Source organism: Methylocaldum sp. RMAD-M (genome assembly GCF_017832375.1).
In the GTDB taxonomy this organism is placed as follows: domain Bacteria; phylum Pseudomonadota; class Gammaproteobacteria; order Methylococcales; family Methylococcaceae; genus Methylocaldum.
Genome location: NZ_JAFIBZ010000047.1, coordinates 1 through 26,730 on the forward strand (window position 1 = coordinate 1; position 26,730 = coordinate 26,730).

Sequence of the window (26,730 nt, forward strand, 5' to 3'; positions counted from 1 at the left end):
GCGAGGAAGGGACGCTGGGGGACGATCTACGGCGCGGGCTTCAGGCCCAAGGTCGGCAACGTCTTGCCCAGCGTCTGGGTCCGATGATCAGTCGGCGATTCTGCCTCTTGTGGAATGCAGAATCGAGATATAAGGTCGGCAATCCTTTGCCGACGAACCCGTTGGCCCAACGGCGGCGTCGGGAAGGGATTCCCGACCTACTCGCCAGTGCCCGTACAGTAGGTATGAAAACGCTCTAGCCAGCGACTTTATCGCTGAAAGGAAACTCACTTCATCCGACCACGCGCGGTCTTCGACACGGTAACTACTTGTTGTCCGTTGAAACGGATTGCAGTCCCGGTCCGTTTCAATTTCAGGCTTCCACACGTCGGCTACAGATTCGAGGTTGCTCCAAGGTCGGAAGCCAGCTCAACGTCGTGGCGCCCATGGATTTCAACAGAGTCACGAATACCTCGGTGGATATTTTCGGACGCGCGCTTCCAACAGCCTGGAATTCCGCGGTTCCCTGATTGTCATACTGTTTCACGGCTGGTGAACCGTGTCCCAGTAGGGTTGCGATATCTCGCCAGGAACTCTGTTGTCTCTGTTCTAAGGAGTTGAACATGACTAGCAACTCTCTCGCCTTCCCACTTCGATTCTCCAGACTTGCATTTTCGGGCGCCTCCCTGGGTAGAACCCTGCTCAAGCGGTTGCGCGACACCGTGATCGGTGTTCCGGTCGCGGTCCTGCTTTTCACCCTGCAGCTAAACCACGCTGTCGCAGCACCGGCGGAGACCACTTCCTCCGGTTCGACCACCGTGCGGCTTGCGCCAGAGTTTGTGCAGGCGCTGAATGATCTCGGGGTCACGCCCGACGCCATATCACCGGCCCAGTTGCGGATGAACTCGGACGGGGTACGGGCCATCTTTCCGATTACAACGGGCGTGGTGGACCTCGAGCCTGTGCGCGCCGAGATAGACCACTCGGGCGGGCTCTCGCTCACGGCTGGCGACACCCGCGTGGAGCTTTCCAGCTTTATCATCGATCTGACCGGAGACCGGCCCGTCTTGACCGGTCTGGTGGTGGCGAACGACGATCTGGTTGCGCGCCTGCCCCTGTTCGACCTTTCCCTGGAGGCCGCGAAAGTCGATAGCGGCGACGATGTCCTAACGGTGGAGGAGGTCAAGGTCACCCTATCGGAGGAAGCCGCCAGTGCGCTGAACCGGCAGTTCGGCGTCGAGGCTTTCACGAAAGGCTTTCCGATCGGTCAAGCTAACGTGCGCGCCGTTCTCGAATCTGAGGACTAGACATGCGGCACATCCGCTGACAGGCGGGTTCGCCGGGGGTTCAAACAGCCGGATCAGCGATGATCCGGCTGTTTTCTTTCTGTAAAAGGGGATAGGCTTTGCCACCGGGCATTCGGGGAAACTTGGAAGGTAGATTCAAGTTCCGATGCTGCCGCAAGGTGCTGAAGTGCCGAGGTCTGCAATCGACCGGTTTGAACCATCCAATCCACGCGACTTGACCGTGGCAGAGCAACGTCCACTTCCTCCGACCGCGAGTGGTTTTCCACGAGGCATGTCGTCCCGACAAGCGAATTGCTGCATTCCCGGCCCAACTTGATTTCAATCCTTCTACACGCCGGCTACAGCGGCTCGACGAGCGGCACGCCGTATTGCTTCAACAACTTGTTGACTTGGCCGCGCTTCCTTGCCAGCGCTTCATCGAGCGCGGCCCGCAACGGCTCGTCGCCTTTTCGCACGCCCATCGCGATCGAAAATTCGAACGGCTGCGCTTGCGCCTCGGCGGGCGTCGGCAGGGGTACGACCTCTAGCTTGACCGGCTGGCGTTTGGCGAAATAGCCCGCCAGCGGTCCCCAGGCGATCGCGACATCGACCTCGCCTCGGGAGACCGCCTCGATCAGGCGTGCCGGCGGATTGGGTTTCCGATAGTCGCCGTAAATGCTGTAGCCGACCACGTTCCGGATGATGCCGCGCCGTGCCAGGGCTTCGGCCGGGGGCGGATTGCTGTAGTCGTCGCCGATGAAGTGAAGACCGATCCTGAGCGTCCGAAATCGCGGATCGTCGAGCGAACGCGGCGCGTAGCCGGCGTTCTTGCGGTATACCAGGGCGTAGCTGGAGCGGTAGTACGGTCGGGTCGTCAGGGCCATTTCGAATCCGCTAGGCACGCCCATGACCAGGTCGCAGCGCCCTGCGCTCAGCGTGTTCCGAAAGAAGCCACGGCGCTGTGCCCACCAGGTGTACTCCAGCTTGCGGCCGAGTTCGCGGGCCATGATCTTCGCCAGGCGATTCTCGAAGCCTTCGCCGCGCTGGTTGGAGAAGGGCAGGTTGTTGGGATCGGCGCAAACCCGCAGGACTTTCATCCCTTCAGCGGCATAGGCGCTCGCGGCGACGCTCAGCGACAAACACAATGCTATCCGGCGCAAGCCTCCAATCATGGCTGCTCCTCCGGCAGCGCGAAGACGTATAAGGTGCCGCCTTCGCCCGTGACTTTGGGCAAGTCCTGCATCGCCCCGACGAAACCCAGTGCGCCGTACGGAACCTTGGGGTCCAGCTCGCCAGACACCACCGCGCCGGACCAGCCGCCGACGCCCGCCAGCACCGCGACATATTGTTTGCCATCGGGGCCCCGGTAGGTGATGGGCTGGCCGATCACGCCGGAGCCGGTCCGGAACTTCCACAACTCCCGGCCGGTCTTTGCGTCCACCGCCTTGAACCAGCGGTCCATGGTCCCGTAGAACACCACATCGCCCGCCGTCGCCAGGGCGCCGCTCCAGGCCGGAAACGGCTCCTCGATGGCCCACACTTTCTTGTTCTGGACCGGGTCCCAGGCGGTAAAGAAGCCGCGGTTGCCGCCCGGTCCCGCCTTCATCGCGACTTCGGCGCCCACATAGGGCGTTCCCGCGATATAGCCCACTTCCATGGTTCTCATGTCGAAACAGAGGTTGTTGTGGGGCACGTAAAGAAAGCCCGTGCGCGGCGAATAAGCCATGGGCTGCCAGTCCTTGCCGCCCGGCGGGGCGGGGCAGATATCCTTCACGAACTTGCCGAGCTGCGGTTCCTTTCCGGTCGCCAGATCCGGGATGCCGGTCTTCAGGTCGACGCCCTTGACCGTGTTGGTATAGACGAACGGCTCGACGGAAATGATTTCGCCGCTAAACCGGTCCACCACATACATATAGCCGTTGCGATCGGCATGGACCAAGACCTTGCGATCCTGGCCGCCGATATTCAGGTCGAGTAGCACGTTCTCGTTGATGCCGTCGTAGTCGTAGAGATCGTGCGGATTCCACTGGTAGGCCCAGCGCGCCATTCCGTTATCGGGATCGCGGGCGAACACCGAGGAGGTCCATTTGTTGTCGCCGGGGCGTTGCACGGCATTCCAGGGGCCGGCGTTGGAGGTGCCGTAATAGATCAGATCGGCTTCCGGGTCGTAGGAAATCCAGCCCCAGACCGTTCCGCCGCCGATTTGCCAGGCCGTCTCGGACGGCCAGGTGGTCGCCCCCAGGTTCTCGCCGGTTACGTAAGGCGGCTTGAAATCCGGTCCGATCAATACGTCCTTGTCCGGCCCCGTGCTGTACGCCCGCCAGAGGATCCGGCCGTTACGGGTATCGAGCGCGGTGATCCAGCCGCGCACGCCCATCTCGCCGCCGCTGTTGCCGACCAGAACCTTGTTCTTCACCACGATGGGGGCCATGGTCATGGTTTCGCCCATGGCGATTTCGCCCAGCTTGGTTTTCCACGCTTCCTTGCCGGTGGCCGCATCGACCGCCACGGTATGATTGTCCAGCGTGTTGAAGAAGATTTTTCCCTCGGCGTAGGCCGCCCCGCGGTTCACCACGTCGCAACAGGCCACGCCTTGCGCGGCTCGGCTGGGGTTCGGCTTGTACACCCACTTGATCGCACCGGCCTGATTCAAGTCCAAGGCGTAGAGAAGATTGGGCCAGGGGGTGACGAGATACATCGTATCCTTCACGACCAACGGCGCCGCCTCGTGGCCGTTGAGCACCCCGGTCGAAAACACCCAGGCGACGCGGAGCTGTTTGACGTTGCCGGCGTTGACCTGATCCAGGCCGCTGAAGCGGGTATTGGCGTAATTCTTGGCGGCCATCACCCATTGGCCGTCGTCCTGAGAAAGGCGGACGACCTCGTCCGAAGCCGGGGCATTCGCCAGCCATCCCGAACAGGCGGCAGAAATCAGCAAACACAGCATCGATCGGATCATCCGGTCTCTCCTCCAGCTGTAGATCAACAATCCTTTGCCGGAAAGCCGGCTTGTCGACCCGCTGTGTCGGGAAAGGATTCCCGACCTACTTCGGGCGCGACGTTAATCGTAGGTCGGCAATCCTTTGCCGACAAATGCGCCGTGAAAGGATTCCCGACCTTCATCGGACGCGGTCCCAGCCATTCAGCGCAGAGTCTGGAGATAGGCGAGCACCGCCTGCAATTCCGGGCCGGAGAGATCCATGGTCGGCATGAAGCAGCCCGGCTTTTGCGCCTGCGCATCCGCGATCCATCCTCCGAGATTGCCCACCGTATTCGGGAGCGTCCCCGCGCCGATGTAACGCCGGCTCATCAGATGGGTCAGGTCGGGACCCAAAATGCCATAGGCATCGGTTCCGCGGACGGCATGACAGACGCCGCAGCGCTCGATGAACACCTGGTAACCCTCACGTTCGAGCTGCGCCACGGAAGGCGCCGCGATGGCCTTGCCGGCCAGGCAAATCGTGAACGCGACGAGGTGCCTGAGTACTGGTGCCTTCATCGTTGGGAGCCGCGTCCACGACCCGAACCGGGATGGGCCGGCTTTTCCGTCGAGCCGGCGTCCGGTGCGGGCGCTCCGCCGAGCGTTCGGATATAGGTCACCAGTTGCCAAATGGACTGCGGCGGCAAGGCCCGGCTCCAGGCCGGCATGCCGTTGGGACGGCCTTGCGCGATGCTGAGATAGATCGCGGCGGGTTCTCCGCCGTAGATCCAGTCGCGGTCGCTCAAGGGCGGACCCATGCCGCCTCCGCCCAAGGGGGCATGACAACCGCTGCAATTCAGGCTGTCGAACAGCTTTCGTCCCTGCACGATGGCGCCGGCATCGTTCGCGTACGGATTCTCGATCGGCAGTCCGCGCCGCGGGACGATCGGATTGCCGGAGATGGGTACTTCCAGCAATTGGGCGGCGCTGGGGCGATGCAGCGGTCTCGCCCCCCATTCCTGGCCAAATACGGGAAATAACGCCGATGATGCCGCTGCCGCGGCCGAGCTCAACAATACAAGGCGCTTAATGCTTCCCATCTAAAGCGGCCGATAAACGATTGAGGCGGGCGATACCTCAAATTAGACGAAAACGACGCGTCTGTCGTTAGCGGATATTACGTATGATCGAACGCGCCGGCAGGCTGAATCCGCGACTCTTTCTCGATCCGAAGCGGCGGAACTCCCACGATCTCGAAGGTTGCCGAAGCGAGTTCGATGCCGGCCTGTTCGAAGCCCTGGAGGATGTCGCGGCTCAGCGCGTCCTTGGCTTCGCGAATGCCGCGGTCGCGCACGATGAAGCGCACGGTCAGCTCCAGCCAATTATCGGTCAGGCGGTAATAGACCCGCGGCCCGATCTCGGTCGGTTTCAGGAAATAGCGCCGCTGCATCTCTTCCAAGGCCTCCTGCCCGAGCTTATTGGTCGTGATCGTGTGGCGCAGGGCAGCTTCCGTGACGATGCGCTCGGCGCGTTCGCGGTCGGCCCGGTACGGAATCGGGAGGCTCAGTTCTTCCCAAATATAGGGGAAGTCGCGGGTGTAGTTGTAAACCGGCTCGTCGAAAATCCTGGCGTTGCTGACCGTGACCAGACGGCCGGTGTATTCCCGGCTTCGCACCCACATGGCCGGATCGGCAGCCTGCACCGACGGCGGCTGGCCCATTTCCATGATCGTCGTCTGCATGAAGCCCAAGGCCACCACATCGCCGCGCACGCCGCCCATGACGATGCGGTCGCCCACATGGAAGGTCTTGCCTCTCAAGATCACGAAATAACCCGCTGCCGCGGTGACCACCCGCTGCAGGGCGAAGGCGAGACCTGCCGTCACGAGGCCCAAGGCGGTGGCGAGCCGGGTCGGGTCGTTGAACCAGATGGAGGCGAGTCCCAACAACAACAGAAAGGCGGTAATGAGCTGGATCGTTTGGCGCGCCCAGAATTCGGTCTGCTCGTCGGGGCGGCGGCGGAAGATGAATTTCGAGCCCTGACGGATCGCCCATCGCAACAGAAAAATCATGGCGATCAGGAGAAGACTCATCAGGAGCTTCTTGCCGTTCTCGGCATTGATGCCGACCAGCCGAATCCCGAAAATTTCCACGGCCCGGCTAGGGCCCACCAAGCGAATGATTTCATCCATGTCGGCAGTTTCCTGTTCGCCTTTACGGTACCGACCGGCGACGGACGGTTTTTATCCGCATTGGCTCGAATCCGGAAAGACAGAGCCCGATCGCGCAGCCTTTATTCCCCGAACGGCAGTTCCAAGCCCAGCGCCCGCAGCACCACGTCGACCATAAGAAACATCCCGAATCCGACCAGCAGAATTCGCAGCACTCGGGGCAGCCAACGGCGAAACAGCGTTTCCAGCCTGGCCCTCCACGGCACTTGCCGGCCGGGCAGCAGCTTATGGATCAGCAGCAGAATCAAGAGAGGCTAGGCCGCGGTCGAGGTCTCGTGTTCGCTGCCGCGCACCCCCGCCAGGCTCGAAGCGCCGCCGGTGTCGATGTTTTGCAGGACGCTGAAGCTGCCGTCGGTTTCCAGAACCACCGCGCCCACTTGGTCGGGCGACGCGATCCCCTGGGTGCGGAGAGCCTGCAGGATTTCTCCCTCGGTAACCCGTTCCGCCTTGAGCGCCGCGTGCAGGAATTGGCCTCGATGGAACAGCAGGCGCGGTTCGTCTTTGACCATACGGCTTACCGTGCTGGACCGGGCCGACAGCCAGGCCAAAGCCCACTGAAGAAAGATGAGCAGGGCGAAGGCCAGCACGCCATCGGCCAAGGTCACGTTCTTCGTCAGCAACACCGTCGCCAAGGTGGAACCCAGCGCCACGGTCACCACGAGGTCGAAGGCGTTGAGCTTGGACAGGGTGCGTTTGCCCGAGACCCGCAAAAGCAGCACCAGCAGGACATAGGCGCACACACCCACCACGCCGGTTCTCACGAGACTCATCCAATTGTCGAAAAACATAGTGCCTCCTTGCGGTAAGAAATCCTTAGAAATATTAATCAGGCCCGTAAATACCCTCCTGGTATTTCGGGCCGCCGCCCAGGCCCGGTACACGCCCGGCCTGGGCTCACGCGGCTTGTCGCCGCGCCGGGGCATCCCTGCCCCGGATTAACCCGGCCTATAAATATAGGCCGGGTTAATAACACTGCCGTTCGCCGCGTCGTCGAATGTCCAGGGTGGCGCAATGGAACGAACCGCCGAACGGCGCATAGCTCGCAAACGAGCAGGGAATCGGCTCGAAGCCGTGCCGTTCCAAGAGCCGTATCATCGACGGCTGGTCTTTTTCGACGATCATTCGCTTTTCGTCGATCGAGAGCGCGTTGACGCTCAGCCAACGGCTGGACATGGATACGAGCTGTAGAAACGTGCTCGGCGTCGGATCGGGCTCGGGTGCGACCAGGATATCCCAAGACTTGAGCATCTCCGGAAGCCGGCCGACGTCGACGTATTCCGGATTGGCCAGCAACCGGCTTTCCGCCAAAGGCAGAATGGTGGTGTCGATGTGCATGGGTTGCCGGCAGCGGCTTTCGATTTCGTGAACGCGGATAAATGCAACGTCTCTACCGTGATTCATGGGGTTTGCGCACAAGCCTCCGATGCCCTTTCTCGCCGGCCGATTGACATTTCACATTGCCGGAACGGAGGCCGTTCCACTATGCCTTATCGAAGTGACTCGGGCGGCATTGGATTGTTCCCTATGGCGGCATAGGTATCTGCACAATTTGTCACCCGGCACGGAAGGGTGGCTTTGGATGCTTGTGTAGATGCCTTGGTTAGGGCTGGCGGGACTATGTCTTAGCCGCGCGAAGGTTTAGAATCGATTCGGCGCTAACGGCAAGGATCGCCGGCGGGTGTTTCTTTCTCGGAAGTAATTGCACGTCTATCTGACATGGAGGTCCGATGGTGCATTCAATTCTAAACGCTACAGCGGCGGAGGCTCTGGCCATCGCCATTCGCAAACGTGTTCGCGGCGAGGTCCGGTTCGATTTCCGCAGCCGCGCGCTCTACGCGGCGGACGCAGCCGACTACCAGCAGATGCCGATCGGCGTGGTCATTCCGCGCGACGTCAACGACGTGGTTGAGACCGTTGCCGCCTGCCGCAAACACGATACGCCCATCACGACGCACGGGGGAGGAACCCGCTTGGCCGTGCCGTGGCGCAACTCCGTCGTGATCATCGACATGTCCAAGTATCTTCGGGGCGTTCTCGCCATCGACCCCTCACGGCAGCGGGCAGTCGTGGAGCCGGGATGCGCACTCGATTCTCTGCGGAGTAAAGCGGAGGAGCACCATCTGACCTTCGGTCCCGACCCATCGAACCACGTTCACTGCACTCTGGGCGGCATGATAGGCAGCAACGCGTGCGGACTGCACTCGGTCATGGCCGGGCATACCGCCGATAATGTCCACAGGTTGGACATCCTCACTTACGACGGGCTGCGCATGACCGTCGGTCCGACCTCGGAGGAGGATTTGGAGGCCATCATTCGCGGCGGCGGCCGGCGCGGGGAGATCTATGCCGGCCTAAAGGCGTTGCGCGACAAATACTCCGATACGATCCGGGCACGCTTTCCCAAGATTCCGCGCCGCCTCTCCGGCTATGCGATAGATCAATTGCTGCCCGAGAACGGCTTCAATCTCGCTCGCGCACTGGTCGGTACCGAGGAAACCTGCGTTATTGTCCTGCATGCGGAATTGCGCCTGGTGCCGAGCCCGCCCGTGCGCACGCTGCTGGTGCTGGGTTATCCGGACATTTTCCGGGCCGCCGACCACATTGCCGAACTCATGGCGTTCAAACCCATCGGCCTCGAAGGCATCGACGACTCGCTCGTCAGGTCCATGAAGGCCAAACAAATGCGCTTGGAGGAATTGCAACTGCTGCCTGCGGGGCGCGGCTGGCTGATCCTGGAGTTCGGAGGCGAAACTCAGGAAGAATCCGCCGGCAGAGCGCGGCAACTCATGGACGAACTGCGCTGCAAACCAGGGGCTCCGTCCATGAAGCTGCTGGACGATCCTCGCGATGAAGCCCGGATACGGAAGTTCCGGGAGGCCGGACTTACGGCGACTACCCATGGGGCGGGATTGCGGATGGTCCGGCCGATCTGGGAGGATGCGGCCGTGCATCCTCAGGATGTCGGTCCGTATTTGAGGGAATACCGGGCGTTGCTCGATAAATACGGTTATCGCTGTTCTTTGTACGGCCATTTCGGCGAGGGCTGTATCCACTATCGGATCGACTTCATCGCGCACGAACGCATCCGACATTGGAGGGCTTTCGTCGACGAAAAGACGGACCTTGTCGTGCGTTACAACGGTTCACTGTCCACCGAACAGGCCGACGAACCGGCACAAGCGGACCTTTTGCCCAAACTGTACGGCGACGCGTTGGTTCAAGCATTCCGCGAGTTCAAGGCGATTTGGGACCCGCAGAACCGGATGAACCCGGGCAGGGTGATGGATTCGTTCTCGTATGCGAGACCATTGCATCTGAGACGGGCGATGTGACTTCTAATGCAGGCTCCGGTTTTGCTGATGCTCGCCGTTGGCCGATCTCTTCTGCCATGGCTATGGCGACTGCAAGAGCATTTTTCGGTTTGGTTGTAGAAAGGTTCGTCGGCAAAGGATTGCCGACCTACGCCTAAAACTGACGATATAGTAGGTCGGCAATCCTTTGCCGACGAACCGCGTCAGGACTCGGCCAAGGCCCCCGTTCGGCTTTCGTCGACGAAGCGCTCGGTAGCCTCGTCCAGCGCGCGCGGCTTGCGTTCGCGGATCTCGTGGACGTAAAGGGTTTGCGGCTTGAATTTCTGCTCGTTGCGTTCGGGCGGCAGGGACATCTCGTATTTGACCGGGCGCCGGTGGTCCGCCAGTTGCAGTTCCGGGTTGAAGACGCTGTTGAATTTCCACAGGCTTTTCAGGAAGTTGGTCTGGCCGCGCAAGAGATGGCGGAAGACGATGCCGGCCGCGCCTTTGAGGGATTCCCAGCCCATGTGTTTCAGATTGAGCACCTGCTGGGTTTTCACCAGTTCCGCGTAGAACTCGGGCAGCGGCAGCCGGGTGGGCAGGACGGCATGCTGGATGTCGAACAAACGGTAGTCGCGGGTGGTCAGCTTTCGTGATTCGGTGTGCCAGGTTTCGGTGCCGGGGTAGGGCGTGTTGACGCTGATGTTGACGATCTCGGGAATCTCGAGGCACCATTGGCGGATGGTTTCGAAGCGGTCCCGGTCCCAATCGGGGTCGGCGATGAGGTTGATGGCGACGGTGATCCCCAGGGAGCGGGCGAATTCGAGCGCCTCGAAGTTCTTGGACAGGCTCACCCGCTTCCGATAAAGAGCGAGACCGGCCTCGTCGATGGCCTCGACCCCGAGAAACATGTATTCCATGCCCAGCGTTTTCCAGAACCGGAACACGTCCTTGTTGCGGAGTAGCACGTCGCCCCGGGTTTCGAGGTAATACTCCTTCTTGATTCCGCGGCGGGCGATGGCGTCGCCGATTTCGAAGCCGTGCTTGTCCTGGATGAAAGCCACGTCGTCGACGATGAAGACGCCGGGTTCCCGGACGCGGCTCAGGTCCTCGACGATCTTCTCCGGGCTCATCACGCGGTAGCTGCGGCCGTAAAAGGTCCAGGCGCTGCAAAAGGAGCAGTCCCAGGGACAGCCGCGGGTGAATTCGACCGAGGCACAGGGATCGAGAGTGCCGAGGAAATATTTGCGGCGATGCCGCACCAAATCCCGAGCCGGGCTGACATCGTCGAGATCGGCCACGAAGCCGGGCGGCGGACCTTCGCCGTCGGCCGTGACGGCTCCCGGTACCTTATGCACCGAATCGTGGTCGTGCTCGATCGCCTCCAAGAGCTTCGGAAATCCGGCTTCGCCCTCGCCGCGCAGCACGCAATCGATCTTGCCCTCGCCGTGTTCCAGCAGGTCCTTGGCCGTGAACGAGGCGCTGTGCCCGCCGATGCAGACGAAGCTGTCGGGTAGCCGGTCCTTGGCGTCCTTGGCGAGATCGATCACTTCCGGAACATTGGCCAGGTAATTGAGGGCGAAGGCCACGACGTCTGGCCGCCAGGTTTCCAGCATCCGGTAGAAATCCCGGTGGGTCTCGACCTGAAGATCGATCAGGCGGACCGAGTGCCCCAGGCGGCGTGCCGATTCCGCGACCATTTCCAAACCTAAAGGCTCGAGACGGAGAAAGACCTTGGTGTACATCAGGGGACTGGGGTGGACGGCGAGAATTTTCATGGAGTGATCTCTTCTAGTTATTGGTTTGTCGATTCGTTCAGGAAAATCCTTGTTCCGCACCATCGGTCGGTGTCGGGTCAAAAGCAGACTATGAAATTTGGAGTCCATGTCAATGACGGAAATTCCTTTGAGGCGGCGCTCGCCATAAGAAAATTGTCATTCCGCCGGATTTCACGGGCTAGAGCGTTTTCCGAATCGGTGTAAGGGACTCGGATATGTAGGTCGGCAATCCCTTGCCGACGTATCGGCTCGGCGAAGGGCTTTGTCGGAAGGGTCGCGACTAAAGCGACCGTTTGCGATTGGGAAGGGATTGCCGACCTACGTTCTCCCCTCCTGGAACGAATCCGTACACCGGGATAGAAAACGCTCTATGAGGGCACGGGGCGCGCGCCGGTCGAGCAGGTATTCGGTCACGGGCGCCGGCTGCGGCGAGAGATATCGCGGCACCGGCTCGGCCTATCTCTCGTCTGAACGGTCGCCCAGCAGCGGCTTCAATGTGGTCAGAATGTCCCGCCGGTTCTGCGTGTACCAGAGATTGCCGAGATGGCCGCCGCGGGGGTAAATGGTTGCGCGGTCGCCGAAGATCCGTTCGGCGAATGTCAGGTCTTCGCCGGACACGAGGAAATCATCCGCATTGTGCATGAGATAAACCTTCGGATTGTCGCGCAAGGCCGGCGCGATGCCTTTCAGTGATGACTCTCTGACCAATTCCTCGAAGCCGAGCTTCCGTTTGCTGGTCCGCTCCAAATGCGGCACCAGGACCCGTTCGAGATAGCTCATGAGGTCGTACGATCGGGCTTCTTCCAGGCGGGCGCTTCGATATCCCCAGGTAATCGGTGCCCGGAGAAATCCCATCGCCGGATGAACCAAGGCGCTGACGTAAAGCGAGCTTCCCACGGGCTGACGCAAGGTCCATCCGATCAGATAGCGTATTTTTTCATCGTCCAGCTTGAGACGCCGGTCCCAGTGGGCGAAATAATCGGGATCCTCGATGTCCCGGCTGAGGGCGGCACTGCCAGTGCCGATGGCGTAGGACTGGATGTTCGATCTCTGCTTTTCCGTGTAGCGAGCTTCCAAGTCCGCCAGCTGCTCAATTGTGCGGATCGCCCCGAGCAGATCGATGGGAGGGTTGATCAGGAGAGTGGCGTCGAAGCCGATTTTCTTTCTTTCCGAGTCGAGTTTGCTCAAATGGGCCGCGGTCAACGCGCCGTGGCTCATCCCAATCAGGCCGATTCGGGTGATTTCCGGATGAAATCGCTCGCGTACGGCGTTCAGAGCCGATTGCATGGCTCGGTACATGTCCTCGCTGTCCCTTTCGGTGAGGCCGGGCAAGGCCGAGCGGCTGGCGCCCAAGGTGAAGTTCCAATGAAACGGGGAGGGCAGCGACAGCACTTGAAAACCATGGTCGGTAAGCAGCTGCGCGAGATAACGGGCGGCGCCCGAATAGGCGGAACCGCCGAATCCCGGCAGGAGAAACACCAGCGGCGCAGGTCCCGGATGCGGCGAATAGCGGATACGCAGTTTTCCTTTGCCTTCCAGCAGGTAAACATCGTTCCGGCCCGGAATCAGCTCCAGGTCCAAATGCTGGGTTTCCTCCCAGACATAGCGCTGTTCGCGGTCTTTCAGGATGGCGACGGTGGCGGTGGCGAGATAAGGATTCTTGTAGGGGTAGCGGTACGACGACTCGTCCACTCGTTTGGCGGATGCGATCTGGCAGATGCACAGCAACAATACGGCCGAGATTCCGCGCCATCGAAACATCGGATTTTTCCGGCGATATGGCATATCAGTCCTCGCTGAAGAAATCTGGCGTCTTCACGCCGGCCTGGTCCGCATGCAGCTTTACGCTTCGACTTAGGAGCCTGGAAACGGCAGTGGGCCGTTGTGGAGGATTGCGAAGAATCCCCCTGTCGCCTCTAGTGCACAGTGTTTGGTCCCGACTCTGGACCGAAGAGAACGTTCTACGCCTGGCCGGCTTATCCGGTATTGCCATGAGCAATCACAGGCGGCGCTTGCCGCCGGCACGTTCCATAACGTCCCACCGTTGACCGACAGGCGGCGATACCATTTGTGGAATTAGACCAGAGCGGGCATAACCGGTGCAACGGCGACGTGTGCGGCCCGCTGGGGTTAAGACCTGGTGGCGTTCGCTGCACCGAATTGGAAAACACTTGAGTCATCCACTCTGCCATGTCGGTTTGAACGACTGTCACCCATTCAAAAGCCACCCCAACCACCGGCGCATTCAAGCCGTCCGCCGGTGTGAACTTCGCCAGGCCGGGATTTCAATGAGGATGACGACATTCTCCCGCCAAAGCGTTCAGAACACGACCTCCTCCCCGAAGAAGCGCTGAAAAAGCCCTTTCGGGTTGGGAGGAGGTCGGGTAAGGGCTTTTCGATTAGCCAGTTACGCGCAGCGGTGGCTTCGGTGGACGAGTAATCGGCGCTTCCTTGGGCCGGAGGGCGGCTTGCCGGTCCGACCAACCCGGCGCGAGCGTCGTGCAGCAGCGTCACTCCCGCGAACAAGATGACTAGGGTCGTCACTTTCGCCCGACAAAACTGTCAGTACTCATCGCTCATGCGTTCGGGGTCATTCAGGTTTCATGCTTTCTTCCAGTTTTGCCTTTCCTGATTCATAGCGATTATGTCGTCCGAGCCCAAAGTGGAAAAGCTTGCTTCCACTCAGTGGCACGGGATATGCCAGGACACTGGACGATCGCGCGCAAACCCGCGGCGATAGTAACCGAGTTAGCAAAGCGGCGACGCCAGAGACAGCGGGGAAAGGCGCCCCATGCTGGGATTACGGGCTGTGCCGCAGCGCAAGATGCCGTGACGCATCGTCGCGGGAAATGCGGGAACTCCGGAAAGAATACGCAAATTCCGTACTGAATTCCGTGGCGACGAACCGCATCCGGTTGGCCGGTCGAATCTCAACGTTCCTTAGTTTGAACGGAACGCTCCTGTCTCGCTGTTTCGAATTACTAACAGGATTCGAAAACGCCATATCTGTATTTTAGGGGGGTTAATGAAAGTATTATTAAAAGTTTTACTAAACCATTTTTTTATTACTCTTGGTAATTCACTTCCAAGATACCTCTATTTCAATAAGATTCGACCAAGTTTTTATAGGATGGCAGGCTTAAATATCGAAAAGCGGGTAGTAATCACCGGGCCCCTTTCTTTGCGCGCAGATACTACGAATAAGATATTTATATCAGAAGGCACATATTTCAACAGCGAAACGAGATTTGGTTGTCAAGAGAGTGAAATACGAATCGGAAGGCACTGCCTGATCGGACCGCGGGTATCGATTGAGTCTGCAAGCCACGACGTTATTCACGAGGAGGGCAAAGGCAGAAGAGTCTTCACCAAACCTATAGTAGTGAAAGATAAAGTCTGGATAGGTGCAGGAGCGATTATTTTGCAGGGAGTTACGATCGGTGAAGGGGCGGTGATTGCGGCCGGAGCCGTTGTTCATAAAGACGTTCCGGACTACACGGTAGTCGGCGGGGTTCCTGCGAAGATACTGAAAAAAATTCAGGCATAAAGCTTTTGATTTGCCTAGGGCGTCAGGCTTTCATGACGAGTCCCGCCAGTTGCGTGATTTCGGACAGAACGGCCGCGACTAAGCCGGGGATCGCCATCGCCACCGGCGCACTCAGACCGTCGCCCGGTCCGAATTCGGCATCGGCCGGGATTTCGACGAGCAGTATGATGACCTTGTCCGGCAGATCGTTCAGAGCCCTGCCCAGGGCCAGGGTCGAGGAAAGCCCGAAGCCGTGGCTGGAGCAGGGCTCAGAGCTGTCTTCGATCTGTTGCGCATCCAGGCGCCGGACCGAACCCGGCGCCGATCCGGATTGCGCGGCGTCGATCAGGATCGCGAGATTCGCGCCCCGCATGGCGTCGAGGAGATGGTTGCCGACCGGGGCGCAGACCTCCGCCGATACGAGTCCCTCGGGCAGCGCGCGGAAGCCGTCCGACAGCATCAGGTTTTCCACCGCGATCCAGCCGAGTCGGTCGTCGCCGAAAGGCGAACCCAGCCCCAGAACGCGGACCGGCGTCATTCGCGAATCACCTTCAGCTTCAGGAAATGCGTGGCGCAGGAAATGCACGGATCGTAGTTGCGGATGACCTTTTCTCCGTGCAGCCGCAATTCGCCGTCGCTGCGGTCGAGTCCGAAGGCTTCGATCGAGCGGTGCAGGTCCTCGGCGATGCGGGCCTGGTTCTGGCTAGTCGGAGGGACGATGCGCGCCTTGAGGATTTTGCCGTCCTCGCCGACATCGTAGCGGTGCCAGAGCAGTCCGCGCGGCGCCTCGGTGCAGCCGAACCCGCTGCCGACGCAGGTATGGCCGGAGACGAACGGGACGTCCGGCTCATAATTCTCGAGCAGGCGTATGGCTTCCACGATGGCTAGGTGAATCTCCACGGCGCGCGCCAGCATGCTGTGGAACACGTTGCGGGAAGGGAAGGGGATGCCGGTTTTCGCCAGTGTCGAACTTACCGGTTCCGGCAGCCGGTCCCAGTTCAGGTTGAGCCGAGCCAGGGGACCGACCAGATAGGAGCGACCTTCCAGCAAGGAATATAGCGCGGTGGAATGGGGTTCCTGGTGCTCCTTGAAGTGATCTTCGTAGCGGTCGACGGGAATATCGAGTCCGGTGTCCGAAACGATGCGGCCGGAATAGAGCGGGTATTCGCTCGGGTGCCGCAGCGCCACGCTGACGAAGTCCTGTTGGTCTTGAGGCACATCGACACTCGCGGTCCAGGCGACCAGGTTTTCCGCATCCGGCAGAGCGGCTCGCAGCCGGTCCAAGAGCTTTGTCACCCGGTCCTTGGGCGGCGCGGAATGGAACCCGCCGAGCCGCGCGCCCACCGGATGCACCGAGCGCGCGCCGAACAGCCGGATCAGTTCGTTGCCGAGACTTTGAAGGCGCAGCCCGCGGCGGACCTCGTCCGGATAATCCCGCGCCATTTCCGGAGCGCTGGAGTATCCGAAGAAATCGGGCGCCGCCAGCAGGTGGATGTGCAGGCTATGGCTCTGAATCCATTCGCCGCAGTACATGGCCCGGCGCATGGCTTCTATCCAGGGCGTGGAGCGCCAGCCGAACAGGCTTTCCAGGGCCTGCACCGCGCTCATCTGGTAGGCCACCGGACAGATGCCGCAGATCCGCGCCACCATATCGGGTACTTCGAAGGCTTCGCGTCCTTCCAGGAACTTCTCGAACAGGCGCGGCGGCTCGCCAATGCTGAACTTCAGGTTCTCGATGCGGCCGTCGCGGATGTGAAGATCGAGGGCGCCTTCGCCCTCGACCCGCGCCAGGACGGGCACGTTGATCTTGATTTCCCGGCGCTCGTTCATGATTTCTCCCTCCAGCGCTTGCCGGCTTCGCGGAAGGCCTCGGCTTCGCTGTTGATGTAGCGGAAGCGGCGGGCGATGCGCTCTGCGGGCATGCCTTTCTGCTCGAACCAGCGGCCCCAGGAGTCGCCGTTGATGTTCTCCGCCGGTCCGTAGCAGCCGTAGCAGTCGCGGCCTATGCCGGGGCACAGCACGCCGCAGCCGGTGCGGGTGACCGGTCCCATGCAGTGCTGCCCCTGGGCCACCATGACGCAGACGATGTTTTTCCGCTTGCATTCCATGCAGATTTTTTCGTTTTCGTCCCGCGGCGGGGCGCCGAGTAGCAGCGAGCTCACCGTCGCCATGACCTGCCGGGTGTTGACCGGGCAGCCCCAGAGCTCCATGTCTACGGGCACATTGGCGGCGATGGGCGTCGCCGTGTCCAGATGGTCGATCTTCGAGGGATCGGAATAGACGTCGGCGAACCAGCGGGCGGCGTCCGCCTGGTTGCGCAGCGCCTGCAGGCAGCCCGAGGTGGCGCAGGCGCCGATGGGTACGAGGAAGCGAGTGTTTTCGCGGATGCGGCGGATGCGCTCCTGCTCTTCGTGGGTGGAGATGCTGCCTTCGATGAAGGCGAGGTCGGCCGGCGCATCAGGGTCGACGATGCCCGCTTCGGCAAAGTGCACCACGTCCGCCAGCTCGAACAGTTCCACCAGTTTTTCGCCGGCATTGAGAAAGGCCAGCTGGCAGCCGTCGCAGGACGAAAATTTGTGGACCGCGACGCGAAGCTTCTTGTCCATGTCAGAACCCCTTCTTGCCCAGGAGGGCCTTCAATTCGGGATAGGGAAACACCGGGCCGTTGCGGCACACGAAGGGCGCGCCGATCATGCAGTGTCCGCAATGGCCGATGCCGCAGTGCATGTTGCGCTCCATGCTGAGCCAGATGTTCCCGTCGGCCACGCCGCGCTGGCCGAGCTCGTAGATGGAAGCACGCATCATCGGCTCGGGGCCGCACAGGAATACGATGGTCTGGCCGGGATCGATATGGGTCCGGTCGAACAGCGCCGTCACCAGGCCCTGATGCCAGGTCCAGCCGGGCTCGGCCACTTCCGCCGCCAAAAGCACCTGCGTATCCGGCAATTCCCTCCATCGCTGGTACTGCTCGTGCCAGATGAGGTCGTCGGAGCGTTTGACGCCTTGCATGATCAAGAGCCGCCGGAAGCGCTCGCGCCGCGCCACGATGTAGCGGATGACCGAAACCAGCGGCGCGCAGCCGAGCCCTCCGGTGATGAGCGCGACATCCTTTCCCTGAGCTTCGAGCAGAGGCCATCCGCGCCCGTAGGGACCGCGCACGCCGATCCGGTCGCCCGGCTGGAGCCGGCTCAGCGCGCGGGTGACGCGGCCGACGGCCCTGATCGTGTGGTCCAGCGTTTCCGTCTCGTCGGGATCGGAGACGATGGAAATCGCCACCTCGCCGATGCCGTAGAGGTAAATCATGTTGAACTGGCCGGGTACGTATCCGTAGGCGCCTTGGGCGACCGGATCGGTGAACCTCAGCTTCAGGGTGAAGATGGTCGGCGCCTCCTGGACGCGTTCGACGATTTCGGCTTCGCGCGGCAGATAAGGATTTTGCATGGGCCTCCTCAGCGGCAGATGGCCGCCAGTTCTTCCGTAATGTCGATCCCCACCGGACACCAGGTGATGCAGCGCCCGCAGCCCACGCAGCCGGAGCGCCCGAACTGGTCGTGCCAGCTGCCCACCTTGTGAGTCAGCCATTGGCGATAACGGGTGCGGGTATCGGGACGGATGGTGATGCCGTGGATGTAGCTGTGCCTCTGGGTAAAGCAGGAATCCCATTCCCGATAGTGTTCGCTGCGGCTCCCGTCGAGGCTCGGCACATCGTTCTCGCTATGGCAGAAGCAGGTGGGGCAGACTAGGGTGCAATTAGTGCAGGAAAGGCAACGCTGCGCCACCTCGTTCCAGCGGGGATGATCGAGACGGGCAAACAGCACGTCCTTGAGATTGCGTGACGGAACGCCCTTGACCTGCCGACGGCCGGCGTCCTCGATCTCCCGGTCGGTGGTTTCGATTTGTTCGGCGCTCGCTTTCTTGACCGGCAGTCCGGCGAGAATCCGCTCGCCCTTTTCGCTTCGCGCCTCGATCAAAAAGCCCTCGTCCAGCTCCGAAAGCGCGAGATCGTAGCCGTAGCTTGCCCGCGGTCCGTCGCCGGTCGAGGCGCAAAAGCAGTTGAGGGAGGGGTGGGTGCAATGGACCGCGATCAGGAACAGCTTTTGCCGCCGCGCCGTGTACCAGGGGTCGGGATGCTCGCCCTGCATGAAATGCCGGTCGTAGATGTAGAGCGCGGCCAGATCGCAGGCTCTGGCGCCGATGACGGCTACGGGTTCGGCTTGCGGCGATTCGCCGGCGAATTCGACGGACCCGTCGGCCTTGCGCTCCGCGGTCCAGAGCTTGTCGCGGCCGGCGAAGGTCAGCGGGCGCAGAGCTTGCGGTCCGTTGGCCCAGGCAAAGAAGCGCGGCTCGGCGGTTTGTTCCAGCCCGTATTGGCCCGGCGCTTGCCGGTCGTGGATACCCTGCGGCAGATCCTCGACGCCGGTAATCGGCTCGTAAACGATGGCGCCGTCCCTGACGCGCGGACCGATGCATCGATAACCGGCGGAAATCAGTTCGGACAAGAGTCTCGGAAATTCGCTCCGGGGCAGAAAGTTGCGTCGCTCGGCCATGGTTTGGACTTCCTGTTGCATTACCGCTTACCCATGGCAAGCGTGGCGTTCGGAGGATTGTAAATCGTTTCGGACATCCGTGAAACGATGAAACGGCGCAGACCGGTCTCTTACGAAAATAGACCAATGGGTCCCGAATGGACCGTTCACCCCGAGCGTATGGAAGGGTTTCAAGCGCCTAATGGGATTGGATCCTAGCGCGGTCTCGCCATGCTGTATTTCTCGAGAATGGATTCAGCCTCGTCGGAACGCAGGAACGCCAGCCAATCCTTCGCGGCACCCGGATTTCGGGCGTTCTTGGCGATGGCGGCGGCCTGTATGCCCTCGCGGTTGTGTTTCGGCGGGATCGGAACGAAGTCGATAGGATGGCCGATCATCATCTGGTATCGCGGCTCGCTGATCCAGGTCACCCCGGCGTCGACCTTGCCCTGCATGATCCAGAGCGGCGTCTGCCGATGATGAATTTCGGTCAGGAATGCCTCGCCCTTTTTCACCTTGGTATCGTAGATTTCCCGGACCAGATCCTCACCGCCCGCCTGCCGGAGAGCGGCTCTGATCTGCTCGGAAATGCCCTCGGTTTCCGGATCGGGATTGGCGAGCCGCACACCCGGCTTGCCGAGATCTTCCAGCGAACGGATGTCCTTGAGATTGCCTTTTTTCACCATGATGGCGAGGCGATTCTTAATGAAACGCACCGGCGGACCTTGCAAGACGCCCTGTTCGATCAGTTCGGCGATCCGTTTTTCTCCGGCCTGGACCACGTCGGGCTGGATCGACAGGGTAAGATTGCCCACGGTAATCGTGTTGTGGTCTTGAAGTTGTTTCACGATGACGCCCGGCGGAAGCGTTTCGTAGAAGATTCGTCCCCGGAGTTCGGGCTTTTGCCGCTCGAATGCGTCGACCAGTTCTTCCAGGGCGAAAAAGTAGTTGCCGCCGGCAAATACGACGAACTCGGCCGCAGCCGGATTGCCGTGGAAATCCGGCATGTTGTCGACTTCCGGCACCGTGAACACGACACCGGGATGGGCAGCGGGAGGCGTTTCTCCTTGCCAAGGCGGGAAGACGGCGGGCAATGCGGCGGTGGCCGAAGTATCCGCGCTCATGATCGACTCCGCGAACAGAAAGGCCGAAACGGCCAGCCAGAGGTGTTTCCACACGTCGGCTACTCCATCGGTTAAGAGGACGGCATGCTTCTTTAATCCGGAATCAGGGCGTACCCGTCCATCTGATACAGCGGGAGTACGGACAGGGCCGAAAGCGCCACCGTGATGTCCGGATTGACGTCGGCCGGCTCGAATTCCTTTTCCGCCAGAGCTTGCCCGCAGACGTAAAGCGTAACGCCGGCTTTCTTCAGCGCCTGGATCAGTTCCGTGTTGGGGTTTCCGTTGCCGAACCGGTTGCGGTAGCGTTCGTCCTTCAGAATCGCCGGGGTCGCCGAGCCGTGCACCACCAGAACCAGCTTCAGGCGTTCGATTGGCACGTCGGCCAGGGCGAAGGTGTTGATCAGCCGGGCCACGTGATCCAGCCCTTCGTTCGGCTTTTCGGGCGTCTCGGCGCCTTGGGTGATGTCGAACAGCACCTTGTAAGTCCGATCCGGCGAAGGCCGCGCCGCCGCATCCGGATACGGCCGAACCTTGCCGTAGCCCCGAATGGCGGGGTATTCCCATCCGGACTTGGATTCCGCCGAAGCCTGGTCCATCGAGCTGCCGATTAGCAGACCCGCCAAAACGAAGGTCGTCCTTTTGGACATGCCGGTCTCCTTTTCGGGAACGGTAAAGAAGCGGAGCTCAGATCTCGACCGCCCGAGACACGGTGTCGGCATCGCGGGCGGCCTGACCTCCCGCAATCGACTCGAAGTCGCCTCGGAGTGCCTTCAGTGCGTATTTTTCCCGGTCGATCTCGCGCCGTGTGCGGATGCCGAGCCGACGGAACACGGAAACCGGCGGACACCAGCCTTGCAGCGCGTGTTGAAGGAGAAAGCCGGCGACGCCGGTCGAAAGCCATAGCCAACGGCGGCTGTGTATTTGGGACAAGGCCAAGCCGGCGAGAGAAAAACTGGCGGCATTGGCTTCCAATACCCTCTCGATGTCCCACTCCCGGTCCAACGCATCGATGCGGCGCGTCAGGGTTTCCCGGCTCGTACCGGCGTACTGGCTGATAGTCGCGCGAATTTCGTCGTCGATGCGCGCGTTGATGTCCGGGGGCGTATGCCGTCGGACCCGATCGGTTTCATAAGGCTGAATTGCAGTCATCTTCGATCTCCTCGGATGTTTTTCGCTCCGGGATCGCTTAGCACCCATCACCACAGTCTGTGTGGTCCTCCCGTGCGGGTGGCGGGATCTCGGATCAGTCTGGCCTCAGAATTTGGTCGAGGTTACGCCCTCGAAGTAAAGGGTATCTTCGTACGCGGTGACGCACGCTTGGCATCCGCATTGCCCCAAGCAGGGGTCCGGGCATTCCGGAACGCATGTGCAGACTTCCCAAAAGGTCTGATCGTTGGTAAAGGGCCCCTTGTAAATGCCATCCGGCCGATAGCGTTTCCTTCCTTCTTGGGTGGGTATCTTCATGAGTTTCTCCCATATCAATCGTAGCCGCCGAGGTGGATTCAAACGATAGAATTTGCACAAACGGGTTTTCTGCCCGTTCCCTCGGGGAATGGTTAGGGCGAGGGTGAAAGCGCGCACGCTATTTTGCTGCTCTGAGGTGATCGATGGCCTCTTGGGCCGCTTGCCGCGCCATCTCGGCTTGATCCGCGTCGCTATGCTCGATGGCGCTATCCAGGCTTTTCAATGCCGCCGTCAAATGCTCGTCGAACGTGGACTGGGTCAATGCGGCCTCCACGTACGTCTTGGCGAGTTTTGCGTGCTCGCCCACGCCTTTGGCGTCGCCCTTCTCACCGGCGAGTACCGCGGCTTCGGAGTGTTTCCAGGCTTCCTTGATGTGCCGCTCCTTCGTGAACACGCGCCCCTTTTCGTCTTTTCCGGCAATCCCGGCTTGAGCGTGCTGTATGGCTTCTTCGGCTATCGCGGCGTTGAGGTTGAGTCCGAATAATGACACTAGGAGACCGATAAGCATCTTGCTGCGCATGTGGCTCCTCCTTTGAGCCCTATCGGCTCGAAAAAAAAGCTCAAATTTAACAATTAGTAAGTCGGAAGACTCTTACAGTTGCTAAGGAGTTTTACGAACAGATGCTTCGCGGATCGGATATGCGACAATCATCCCGGCGCGGGTTGGGAGAATTTTGATGATCGATGAGGCGCGGAGATTGACGAGCCAGGGAAGGGAAAGGTTCTGCTATTCTGCCCTACGAGCTGTGCTCTGGTCGAAGCGAAAACAAATCAGACCGAGTTAAAGCGCTAGCCGGTCGAACCATCCGGAGCTATTCGCGTTGCCGGCATAATTCGGCGTGATCGCGTGCAATGCGGGCGCCCGCTGGCCATGGGCCGATAAGAGGTCCAGAATCGCCGTACGGGATCACGGCTTCGGATCTTAGCTCTGCAAATTGAATATCCTGCCACAGGAGACATTATGAATCGTAAAGTTGGGGGTGATAGGCCGGCACGGCCGAACGGTCGTATTCTGGCCATTGTGTGCTGCCTTCCTCTCGCGGCGTGCTCCCTCATCACAGTGCACACGCCCGGGGGCAATACACGCACGATGAACCAGCGCGAGTTCGCGGAATACGTCGAGCACGTTTTTCGCTATCACAACCAAGTCGTCAACGAACTCATCGAACTTTCGGGCACAAGCGACGATATCGATGATGAGGACGCCGCCGAGCTCGCGAAAGAAGAGGCTCATATGCTTCAAGTCTGTGCATCTCTCAACGACGTCGTTTCCGAGTCCATGACCGGGCAGGACACCGATTTTCAGGCCAAAATGCGGCTTGTCGACGCGGTTCCCGAATGCGAGGCGGCAACCCGCAAAGTGGAAGACCTGTTGCCTTAAGAGAGGGAAAGGTCAGGTCTCTCCCGATGCGAGCCAACGGGCGCAGTCGGCGCCCAATTCCGCGACGGCGCGGGACTCATACTCGTTCACATCGTCCGCCGTGAGAGTATCCGTCCAGCGGCCGTTCGTTCCCTTGTTGATGAAAACCCGAGCGCCTCCGTCCCAGAAGACGCCTCCCAGCGGAGCGCTTTTCGGCGCATTCTGCTTCATCCAGTCGAAGGAGCAATGCTCGACGATGGCTCCCCAGTTCGATTCGTCTACGGAGATGTCGAGGAAGGCGGCGATGCGGCGTATCTGGCCCGGCAGATCCCGTTTCAAATCGGCGAAATGGACCAGCATGACGTTGGGCATATTCCTGATGCTCCACCAGCTGCGGACGTTTTCCCAGAACGGCCAGAAAGGATAGCCGTCCCGATCCATCCAGTCGCGCCAATATTGCCGGACATCGCTGGTCGGCGGCTCGATCGGAGGACCCACGCGTCCGGGCGTGTCGTTCAAGGCTTCGTACCAGGCCCGATTGGCATTCGCGTGGTGGTTGTACAGACTCCAGACCACGTCCCGCCCGTCGCGTCCGATGTAGATGTACTTGGCGCGAGGCGAGAATACGAGGGCGTCTACCGGCAAGTGTGTCTTGAGGAAACGCCTATGGGTCTGCGCCTCCACGACCGGCAGCTTTTCCGCTTTAGGCGGTACGCGCAGATCGAGCCACGGCGACATGGTCGCGACCTCGATACCCGGATCGCCGCCGAAGAGCAGTTGGCCAACGATCTGCTGCATCCAGGTCGTACCGGATTTCCCGTAAGTCGCGACGACGATGTCGTCATCCCGAAATGCAAAGTCGTTCCAGATCGTGGAATCGAAATGATGATTGTGGATCTCGCGAGCTTTTTTCGGCCATTCAACCGTCTGCGCCATGCGTTCATGTCTCCGGGGTGATTTTGGTTCTTCGAGAAGCGACTTTCCGATCTATTAATCAGGCCCGTAAATACCCTCCTGGTATTTCGGGCCGCCGCCCAGGCCGGTACACGCCCGGCCTGGGCTCACGCGGCTTGTCGCCGCGCCGGGGCATCCCTGCCCCGGATTAACCCGGCCTATATTTATAGGCCGGGTTAATAGGCGAAGTCGGGTTCAGCGCCAACGACGTATTTTCCTAAGGTAAGCCTAATGACGATCGCTGAGCAACTCGTGCGTGTCGATTCTCACCGAATCAAGGCGGCGACGCACGATGCAAAACCTTTCGCCTCTTCGGGCAGTTCGGCGCGTTCGGCCGGGAGAGTGGGATCGGAAAGCGTAAACGACCCAGCCATCTTCGGGCTGGCGCCGGTTGTGTCTACGCTTCCCGCGATGTTGAAGGAATAGGACTTCCCGGCCGGCAGAAAGCCGATACATCCTTCGATAGTGTTTCCGGTACCCGCACTGTGGACTATGGCGAATGAGCTCAGGAGAGCGAGACTTCCAACGATTCCGATCGTGATCAAGATAAGATTTTTCATATTTCTTCTTCTTTTTTGATGACTCGCGAGGCGGTCACCGAGCCGCGTCAGCGGCCCGGTGGACGACCAAGTTAGGGGTGGTATCCATCCGACAGTGTCTTCAGAAAAGCGACGATCGCATCCTCCTGATCGTCGGTCAGATGAAGATTGCCCAATTCGTCGGTGTTTACATTCACGGGAACTTCCGGTGCCGGCCAGCAGTCTTGAGCCAGCGCATCCGCTTCCGTCGTGAACGGATTGAGACAAGTCGGTTTGGCATCCCGAGTGTTGTAGAAATGAACGATCCCTTTCAAGCTCTTGAAATACCCATTATGTGCAAAAGCCTTGACGAAACCCTCATACGGCCGCTTGTCGACGTTGCGCAGCGTGGGCACCTTTTGTTTGCCCAGGTTGGCCGGTGCAAATTGCTGATAATCCGAGCGGTTCGCCAGGAATTCGCCGAGACCGAGGTCGATCCAGCCAAAACCCGCGGCGTTGAACTCGGACTGGGTATAGAAGGGGTTGTCGGGATTGCGGGGCACGCCGATGTTGTCATAAGTGAAGTCGGTGAACAGCGGCGGCTGGCCGTTGGGACCCGGATCCACGACATGGCAGTTCACGCATTTTCCTTTGCCTTTAAATAGGTTAAGCCCTTTCTTCTCTTGCTTGGTCAGTTTGACCACGCCTTTTAGATAATAGTCGTATTTCGAGGTAAAGGCGTTCGACTCGGGCGAGGCCTCGAAGTCGGCGACGGAGCGCGCGATGCGGTCGAAAGCGGCGTCCACCTTGTCCGGATCGCAGGCATCCGATCCCCAGACTTGCTTGAAAAGGCTCGCGTAGGAGCTGCCGCAAACTCTCGAAACGACATCGGCCGGCGCGGCCAGGGCTTGCTCCAAGGGATTGAGGAAAGGGCCTTGTGCCTGGTCCGCGGCCGGGTTGCCCAGTTTTTCGCCAGTGGCGCGGCCGTCCCAGAAGTTGCCGCCGATGAATAATGCGTCCTTCTTTTCGATTACATAATGCAAGACCGGGCTGGGGGACGCATAGGCCGAACTGGGCGGTTTGCGGTTGCCGAATCGGCCGCTTATGGAACCCTCATACACCGTCCCGGCTGCGTTGAGCGCGGAGTCGGGGCCGGTCCAGCCCGCCTCGGGCGCGTGGCAGGCAGCGCAGGCCTGGTTGCCGTTGACCGATAGATTTTCGTCGAAGAATATGGACTTTCCCAACTCCTCGGATGGCGTCAATGCCTGCGTCACAACGGGCTCTGCCATCAGGCACAGGCTTAGCGCGTAAATGGTGACCGTCTTCTTGCTCATGTAATCTCTCCTCCTGTTTGAGATCATCCGACTACGTTGTACGTCAGCCGAATCCAAAATGTGACAGACGCTCAAGCGTCGGCCGATTTGTCCCTCTCCAATACCGCTTACCTCTATCGAGCATCGCACCGATTTGGCCCTTCACCGGTCTGCCGGCCACACTCGACAGCCGGTCTCGGGCCGATACGTCAAACCGCCGGCACTTGTCGGGTCACTTGGGCGTAGGTCAACTCGACGGAGCTAGAAAAAACGAGCTGAACGGCTGGTCCGGAATTGCAGCTCGAACAAGCTGGGAACGCCGCAATGAAAGCGAAATTTTCCGGTGCGATACCGCGCTAGGAAACGCCCAAGAGTTATGCTCGAAAGTTGTGGATGAGGGGCTGAGGTAGGCGGCGTATTCTTGATGGTCTTCGAGGTCATCAATTCCTGTTGAGAGGAGCG

Annotated in this window: 29 protein-coding genes and 1 pseudogene; 5 read left to right on the forward strand and 25 right to left on the reverse strand. The window is 60.3% G+C overall.

The genetic code is table 11. The features are described from left to right. The coding region (locus JOD69_RS23500) for a hypothetical protein (RefSeq protein WP_210024339.1) at positions 1-239 on the forward strand (239 nt) is incomplete at its 5' end. A 113-nt stretch (positions 240-352) separates the two neighbouring features. Here the strand turns inward: JOD69_RS23500 and JOD69_RS23505 are convergent. Then, the gene (locus JOD69_RS23505) at positions 353-604 is read right to left on the reverse strand and encodes a hypothetical protein (protein ID WP_086133495.1); all 252 of its coding nucleotides are present in this window, start codon (positions 602-604) and stop codon (positions 353-355) included. Between JOD69_RS23505 and JOD69_RS23510 the strand changes: the two genes are divergently transcribed. Next, positions 603-1,286 (forward strand): hypothetical protein, encoded by a 684-nt coding sequence (locus tag JOD69_RS23510; RefSeq protein WP_086133496.1) that lies wholly within the window; start codon positions 603-605, stop codon positions 1,284-1,286. The genes JOD69_RS23505 and JOD69_RS23510 overlap by 2 nt on opposite strands. 338 nt (positions 1,287-1,624) lie before the next feature. Here the strand turns inward: JOD69_RS23510 and JOD69_RS23515 are convergent, their stop codons facing one another. The 8 genes from JOD69_RS23515 to JOD69_RS23550 form a co-directional block, all read right to left on the reverse strand. Then, positions 1,625-2,437, reverse strand: a complete 813-nt coding sequence (locus JOD69_RS23515) for a substrate-binding domain-containing protein (protein ID WP_086133497.1) — start codon at positions 2,435-2,437, stop codon at positions 1,625-1,627. Continuing rightward, the gene (locus tag JOD69_RS23520) at positions 2,434-4,224 is read right to left on the reverse strand and encodes a methanol/ethanol family PQQ-dependent dehydrogenase (RefSeq protein WP_086133498.1); all 1,791 of its coding nucleotides are present in this window, start codon (positions 4,222-4,224) and stop codon (positions 2,434-2,436) included. Before JOD69_RS23520 ends, JOD69_RS23515 begins: the two co-directional genes overlap by 4 nt. Positions 4,225-4,407: 183 nt before the next feature. Next, positions 4,408-4,764 carry a c-type cytochrome gene (locus tag JOD69_RS23525; RefSeq protein ID WP_086133499.1) on the reverse strand — a complete coding sequence of 119 codons (357 nt, stop codon included), beginning with the start codon at positions 4,762-4,764 and terminating at the stop codon, positions 4,408-4,410. Next, positions 4,761-5,258, reverse strand: a complete 498-nt coding sequence (locus tag JOD69_RS23530; RefSeq protein ID WP_210024340.1) for a c-type cytochrome — start codon at positions 5,256-5,258, stop codon at positions 4,761-4,763. The genes JOD69_RS23525 and JOD69_RS23530 overlap by 4 nt, the downstream gene beginning before the upstream one ends. Before the next feature lie 104 nt (positions 5,259-5,362). Next, positions 5,363-6,376 (reverse strand): mechanosensitive ion channel domain-containing protein, encoded by a 1,014-nt coding sequence (locus tag JOD69_RS23535; RefSeq protein ID WP_077730670.1) that lies wholly within the window; start codon positions 6,374-6,376, stop codon positions 5,363-5,365. Between the two features lie 101 nt (positions 6,377-6,477). Further along, positions 6,478-6,663, reverse strand: coding sequence for a hypothetical protein (locus JOD69_RS23540; protein ID WP_086133500.1), 186 nt, complete (start codon positions 6,661-6,663; stop codon positions 6,478-6,480). A 6-nt stretch (positions 6,664-6,669) separates the two neighbouring features. After that, a complete protein-coding gene (locus tag JOD69_RS23545) occupies positions 6,670-7,203 on the reverse strand; it encodes a YetF domain-containing protein (protein WP_077730668.1) in 534 nt (177 codons plus the stop codon). A 175-nt stretch (positions 7,204-7,378) separates the two neighbouring features. Continuing rightward, positions 7,379-7,816: a hypothetical protein gene (locus JOD69_RS23550; RefSeq protein WP_086133501.1), complete on the reverse strand. Its 438-nt coding sequence runs from the start codon at positions 7,814-7,816 to the stop codon at positions 7,379-7,381. Between the two features lie 329 nt (positions 7,817-8,145). Between JOD69_RS23550 and JOD69_RS23555 the strand changes: the two genes are divergently transcribed. Next, a complete protein-coding gene (locus tag JOD69_RS23555; protein WP_210024341.1) occupies positions 8,146-9,747 on the forward strand; it encodes an FAD-binding oxidoreductase in 1,602 nt (533 codons plus the stop codon). 182 nt (positions 9,748-9,929) lie between these two features. Here the strand turns inward: JOD69_RS23555 and hpnR are convergent, their stop codons facing one another. Both hpnR and JOD69_RS23565 read right to left on the reverse strand, forming a co-directional pair. Next, positions 9,930-11,483: a hopanoid C-3 methylase HpnR gene (gene hpnR, locus JOD69_RS23560; RefSeq protein WP_086133503.1), complete on the reverse strand. Its 1,554-nt coding sequence runs from the start codon at positions 11,481-11,483 to the stop codon at positions 9,930-9,932. A gap of 456 nt (positions 11,484-11,939) precedes the next feature. After that, positions 11,940-13,268: an alpha/beta fold hydrolase gene (locus JOD69_RS23565; RefSeq protein WP_210024342.1), complete on the reverse strand. Its 1,329-nt coding sequence runs from the start codon at positions 13,266-13,268 to the stop codon at positions 11,940-11,942. A 1,585-nt stretch (positions 13,269-14,853) separates the two neighbouring features. Here JOD69_RS23565 and JOD69_RS25305 point away from each other — a divergent pair. Beyond that, a pseudogene (locus tag JOD69_RS25305) lies at positions 14,854-15,030 on the forward strand (DapH/DapD/GlmU-related protein); the annotation flags it as partial. A gap of 22 nt (positions 15,031-15,052) precedes the next feature. Here JOD69_RS25305 and JOD69_RS23575 read toward each other — a convergent pair. The 10 genes from JOD69_RS23575 to smbP form a co-directional block, all read right to left on the reverse strand. Then, complete coding sequence (locus tag JOD69_RS23575; RefSeq protein WP_077730663.1) at positions 15,053-15,547, reverse strand: hydrogenase maturation protease; 495 nt, start codon at positions 15,545-15,547, stop codon at positions 15,053-15,055. Next, complete coding sequence (locus JOD69_RS23580) at positions 15,544-16,839, reverse strand: Ni/Fe hydrogenase subunit alpha (protein WP_077730662.1); 1,296 nt, start codon at positions 16,837-16,839, stop codon at positions 15,544-15,546. The genes JOD69_RS23575 and JOD69_RS23580 overlap by 4 nt, the downstream gene beginning before the upstream one ends. Continuing rightward, complete coding sequence (locus tag JOD69_RS23585; protein ID WP_086133504.1) at positions 16,836-17,615, reverse strand: sulfhydrogenase subunit delta; 780 nt, start codon at positions 17,613-17,615, stop codon at positions 16,836-16,838. The genes JOD69_RS23580 and JOD69_RS23585 overlap by 4 nt, the downstream gene beginning before the upstream one ends. 1 nt (position 17,616) lies before the next feature. Continuing rightward, entirely contained in the window at positions 17,617-18,450 is an 834-nt protein-coding gene (locus JOD69_RS23590; RefSeq protein WP_086133505.1) for an FAD/NAD(P)-binding protein, read from the reverse strand. Positions 18,451-18,458: 8 nt separating this feature from the next. Beyond that, the gene (locus JOD69_RS23595) at positions 18,459-19,556 is read right to left on the reverse strand and encodes a 4Fe-4S dicluster domain-containing protein (protein ID WP_086133506.1); all 1,098 of its coding nucleotides are present in this window, start codon (positions 19,554-19,556) and stop codon (positions 18,459-18,461) included. A 194-nt stretch (positions 19,557-19,750) separates the two neighbouring features. Beyond that, positions 19,751-20,713 carry a substrate-binding domain-containing protein gene (locus JOD69_RS23600; protein ID WP_086133507.1) on the reverse strand — a complete coding sequence of 321 codons (963 nt, stop codon included), beginning with the start codon at positions 20,711-20,713 and terminating at the stop codon, positions 19,751-19,753. Positions 20,714-20,751: 38 nt separating this feature from the next. Then, complete coding sequence (locus JOD69_RS23605; protein ID WP_168183755.1) at positions 20,752-21,306, reverse strand: DsrE family protein; 555 nt, start codon at positions 21,304-21,306, stop codon at positions 20,752-20,754. Between the two features lie 37 nt (positions 21,307-21,343). Next, a complete protein-coding gene (locus JOD69_RS23610) occupies positions 21,344-21,808 on the reverse strand; it encodes a DUF2892 domain-containing protein (protein WP_077730658.1) in 465 nt (154 codons plus the stop codon). Positions 21,809-21,913: 105 nt separating this feature from the next. Beyond that, complete coding sequence (locus tag JOD69_RS23615) at positions 21,914-22,123, reverse strand: hypothetical protein (RefSeq protein ID WP_077730657.1); 210 nt, start codon at positions 22,121-22,123, stop codon at positions 21,914-21,916. Between the two features lie 118 nt (positions 22,124-22,241). Further along, positions 22,242-22,643 (reverse strand): small metal-binding protein SmbP, encoded by a 402-nt coding sequence (smbP, locus tag JOD69_RS23620; RefSeq protein WP_077730656.1) that lies wholly within the window; start codon positions 22,641-22,643, stop codon positions 22,242-22,244. 441 nt (positions 22,644-23,084) lie between these two features. Between smbP and JOD69_RS23625 the strand changes: the two genes are divergently transcribed. Beyond that, positions 23,085-23,504 (forward strand): hypothetical protein, encoded by a 420-nt coding sequence (locus tag JOD69_RS23625; RefSeq protein ID WP_133717184.1) that lies wholly within the window; start codon positions 23,085-23,087, stop codon positions 23,502-23,504. Positions 23,505-23,516: 12 nt separating this feature from the next. Here JOD69_RS23625 and JOD69_RS23630 read toward each other — a convergent pair whose 3' ends face one another. The 4 genes from JOD69_RS23630 to JOD69_RS23645 all read right to left on the reverse strand — a co-directional run. Further along, positions 23,517-24,419, reverse strand: a complete 903-nt coding sequence (locus tag JOD69_RS23630; protein ID WP_086133509.1) for a sulfotransferase domain-containing protein — start codon at positions 24,417-24,419, stop codon at positions 23,517-23,519. A gap of 284 nt (positions 24,420-24,703) precedes the next feature. Then, a complete protein-coding gene (locus tag JOD69_RS23635; RefSeq protein WP_077730653.1) occupies positions 24,704-24,997 on the reverse strand; it encodes a hypothetical protein in 294 nt (97 codons plus the stop codon). A 71-nt stretch (positions 24,998-25,068) separates the two neighbouring features. Next, positions 25,069-26,289 carry a cytochrome c peroxidase gene (locus JOD69_RS23640; protein WP_086133510.1) on the reverse strand — a complete coding sequence of 407 codons (1,221 nt, stop codon included), beginning with the start codon at positions 26,287-26,289 and terminating at the stop codon, positions 25,069-25,071. A 226-nt stretch (positions 26,290-26,515) separates the two neighbouring features. Next, positions 26,516-26,730, reverse strand: a 215-nt coding sequence (locus JOD69_RS23645; RefSeq protein ID WP_210024343.1) for a hypothetical protein, incomplete at its 5' end; no start/stop codon positions are given.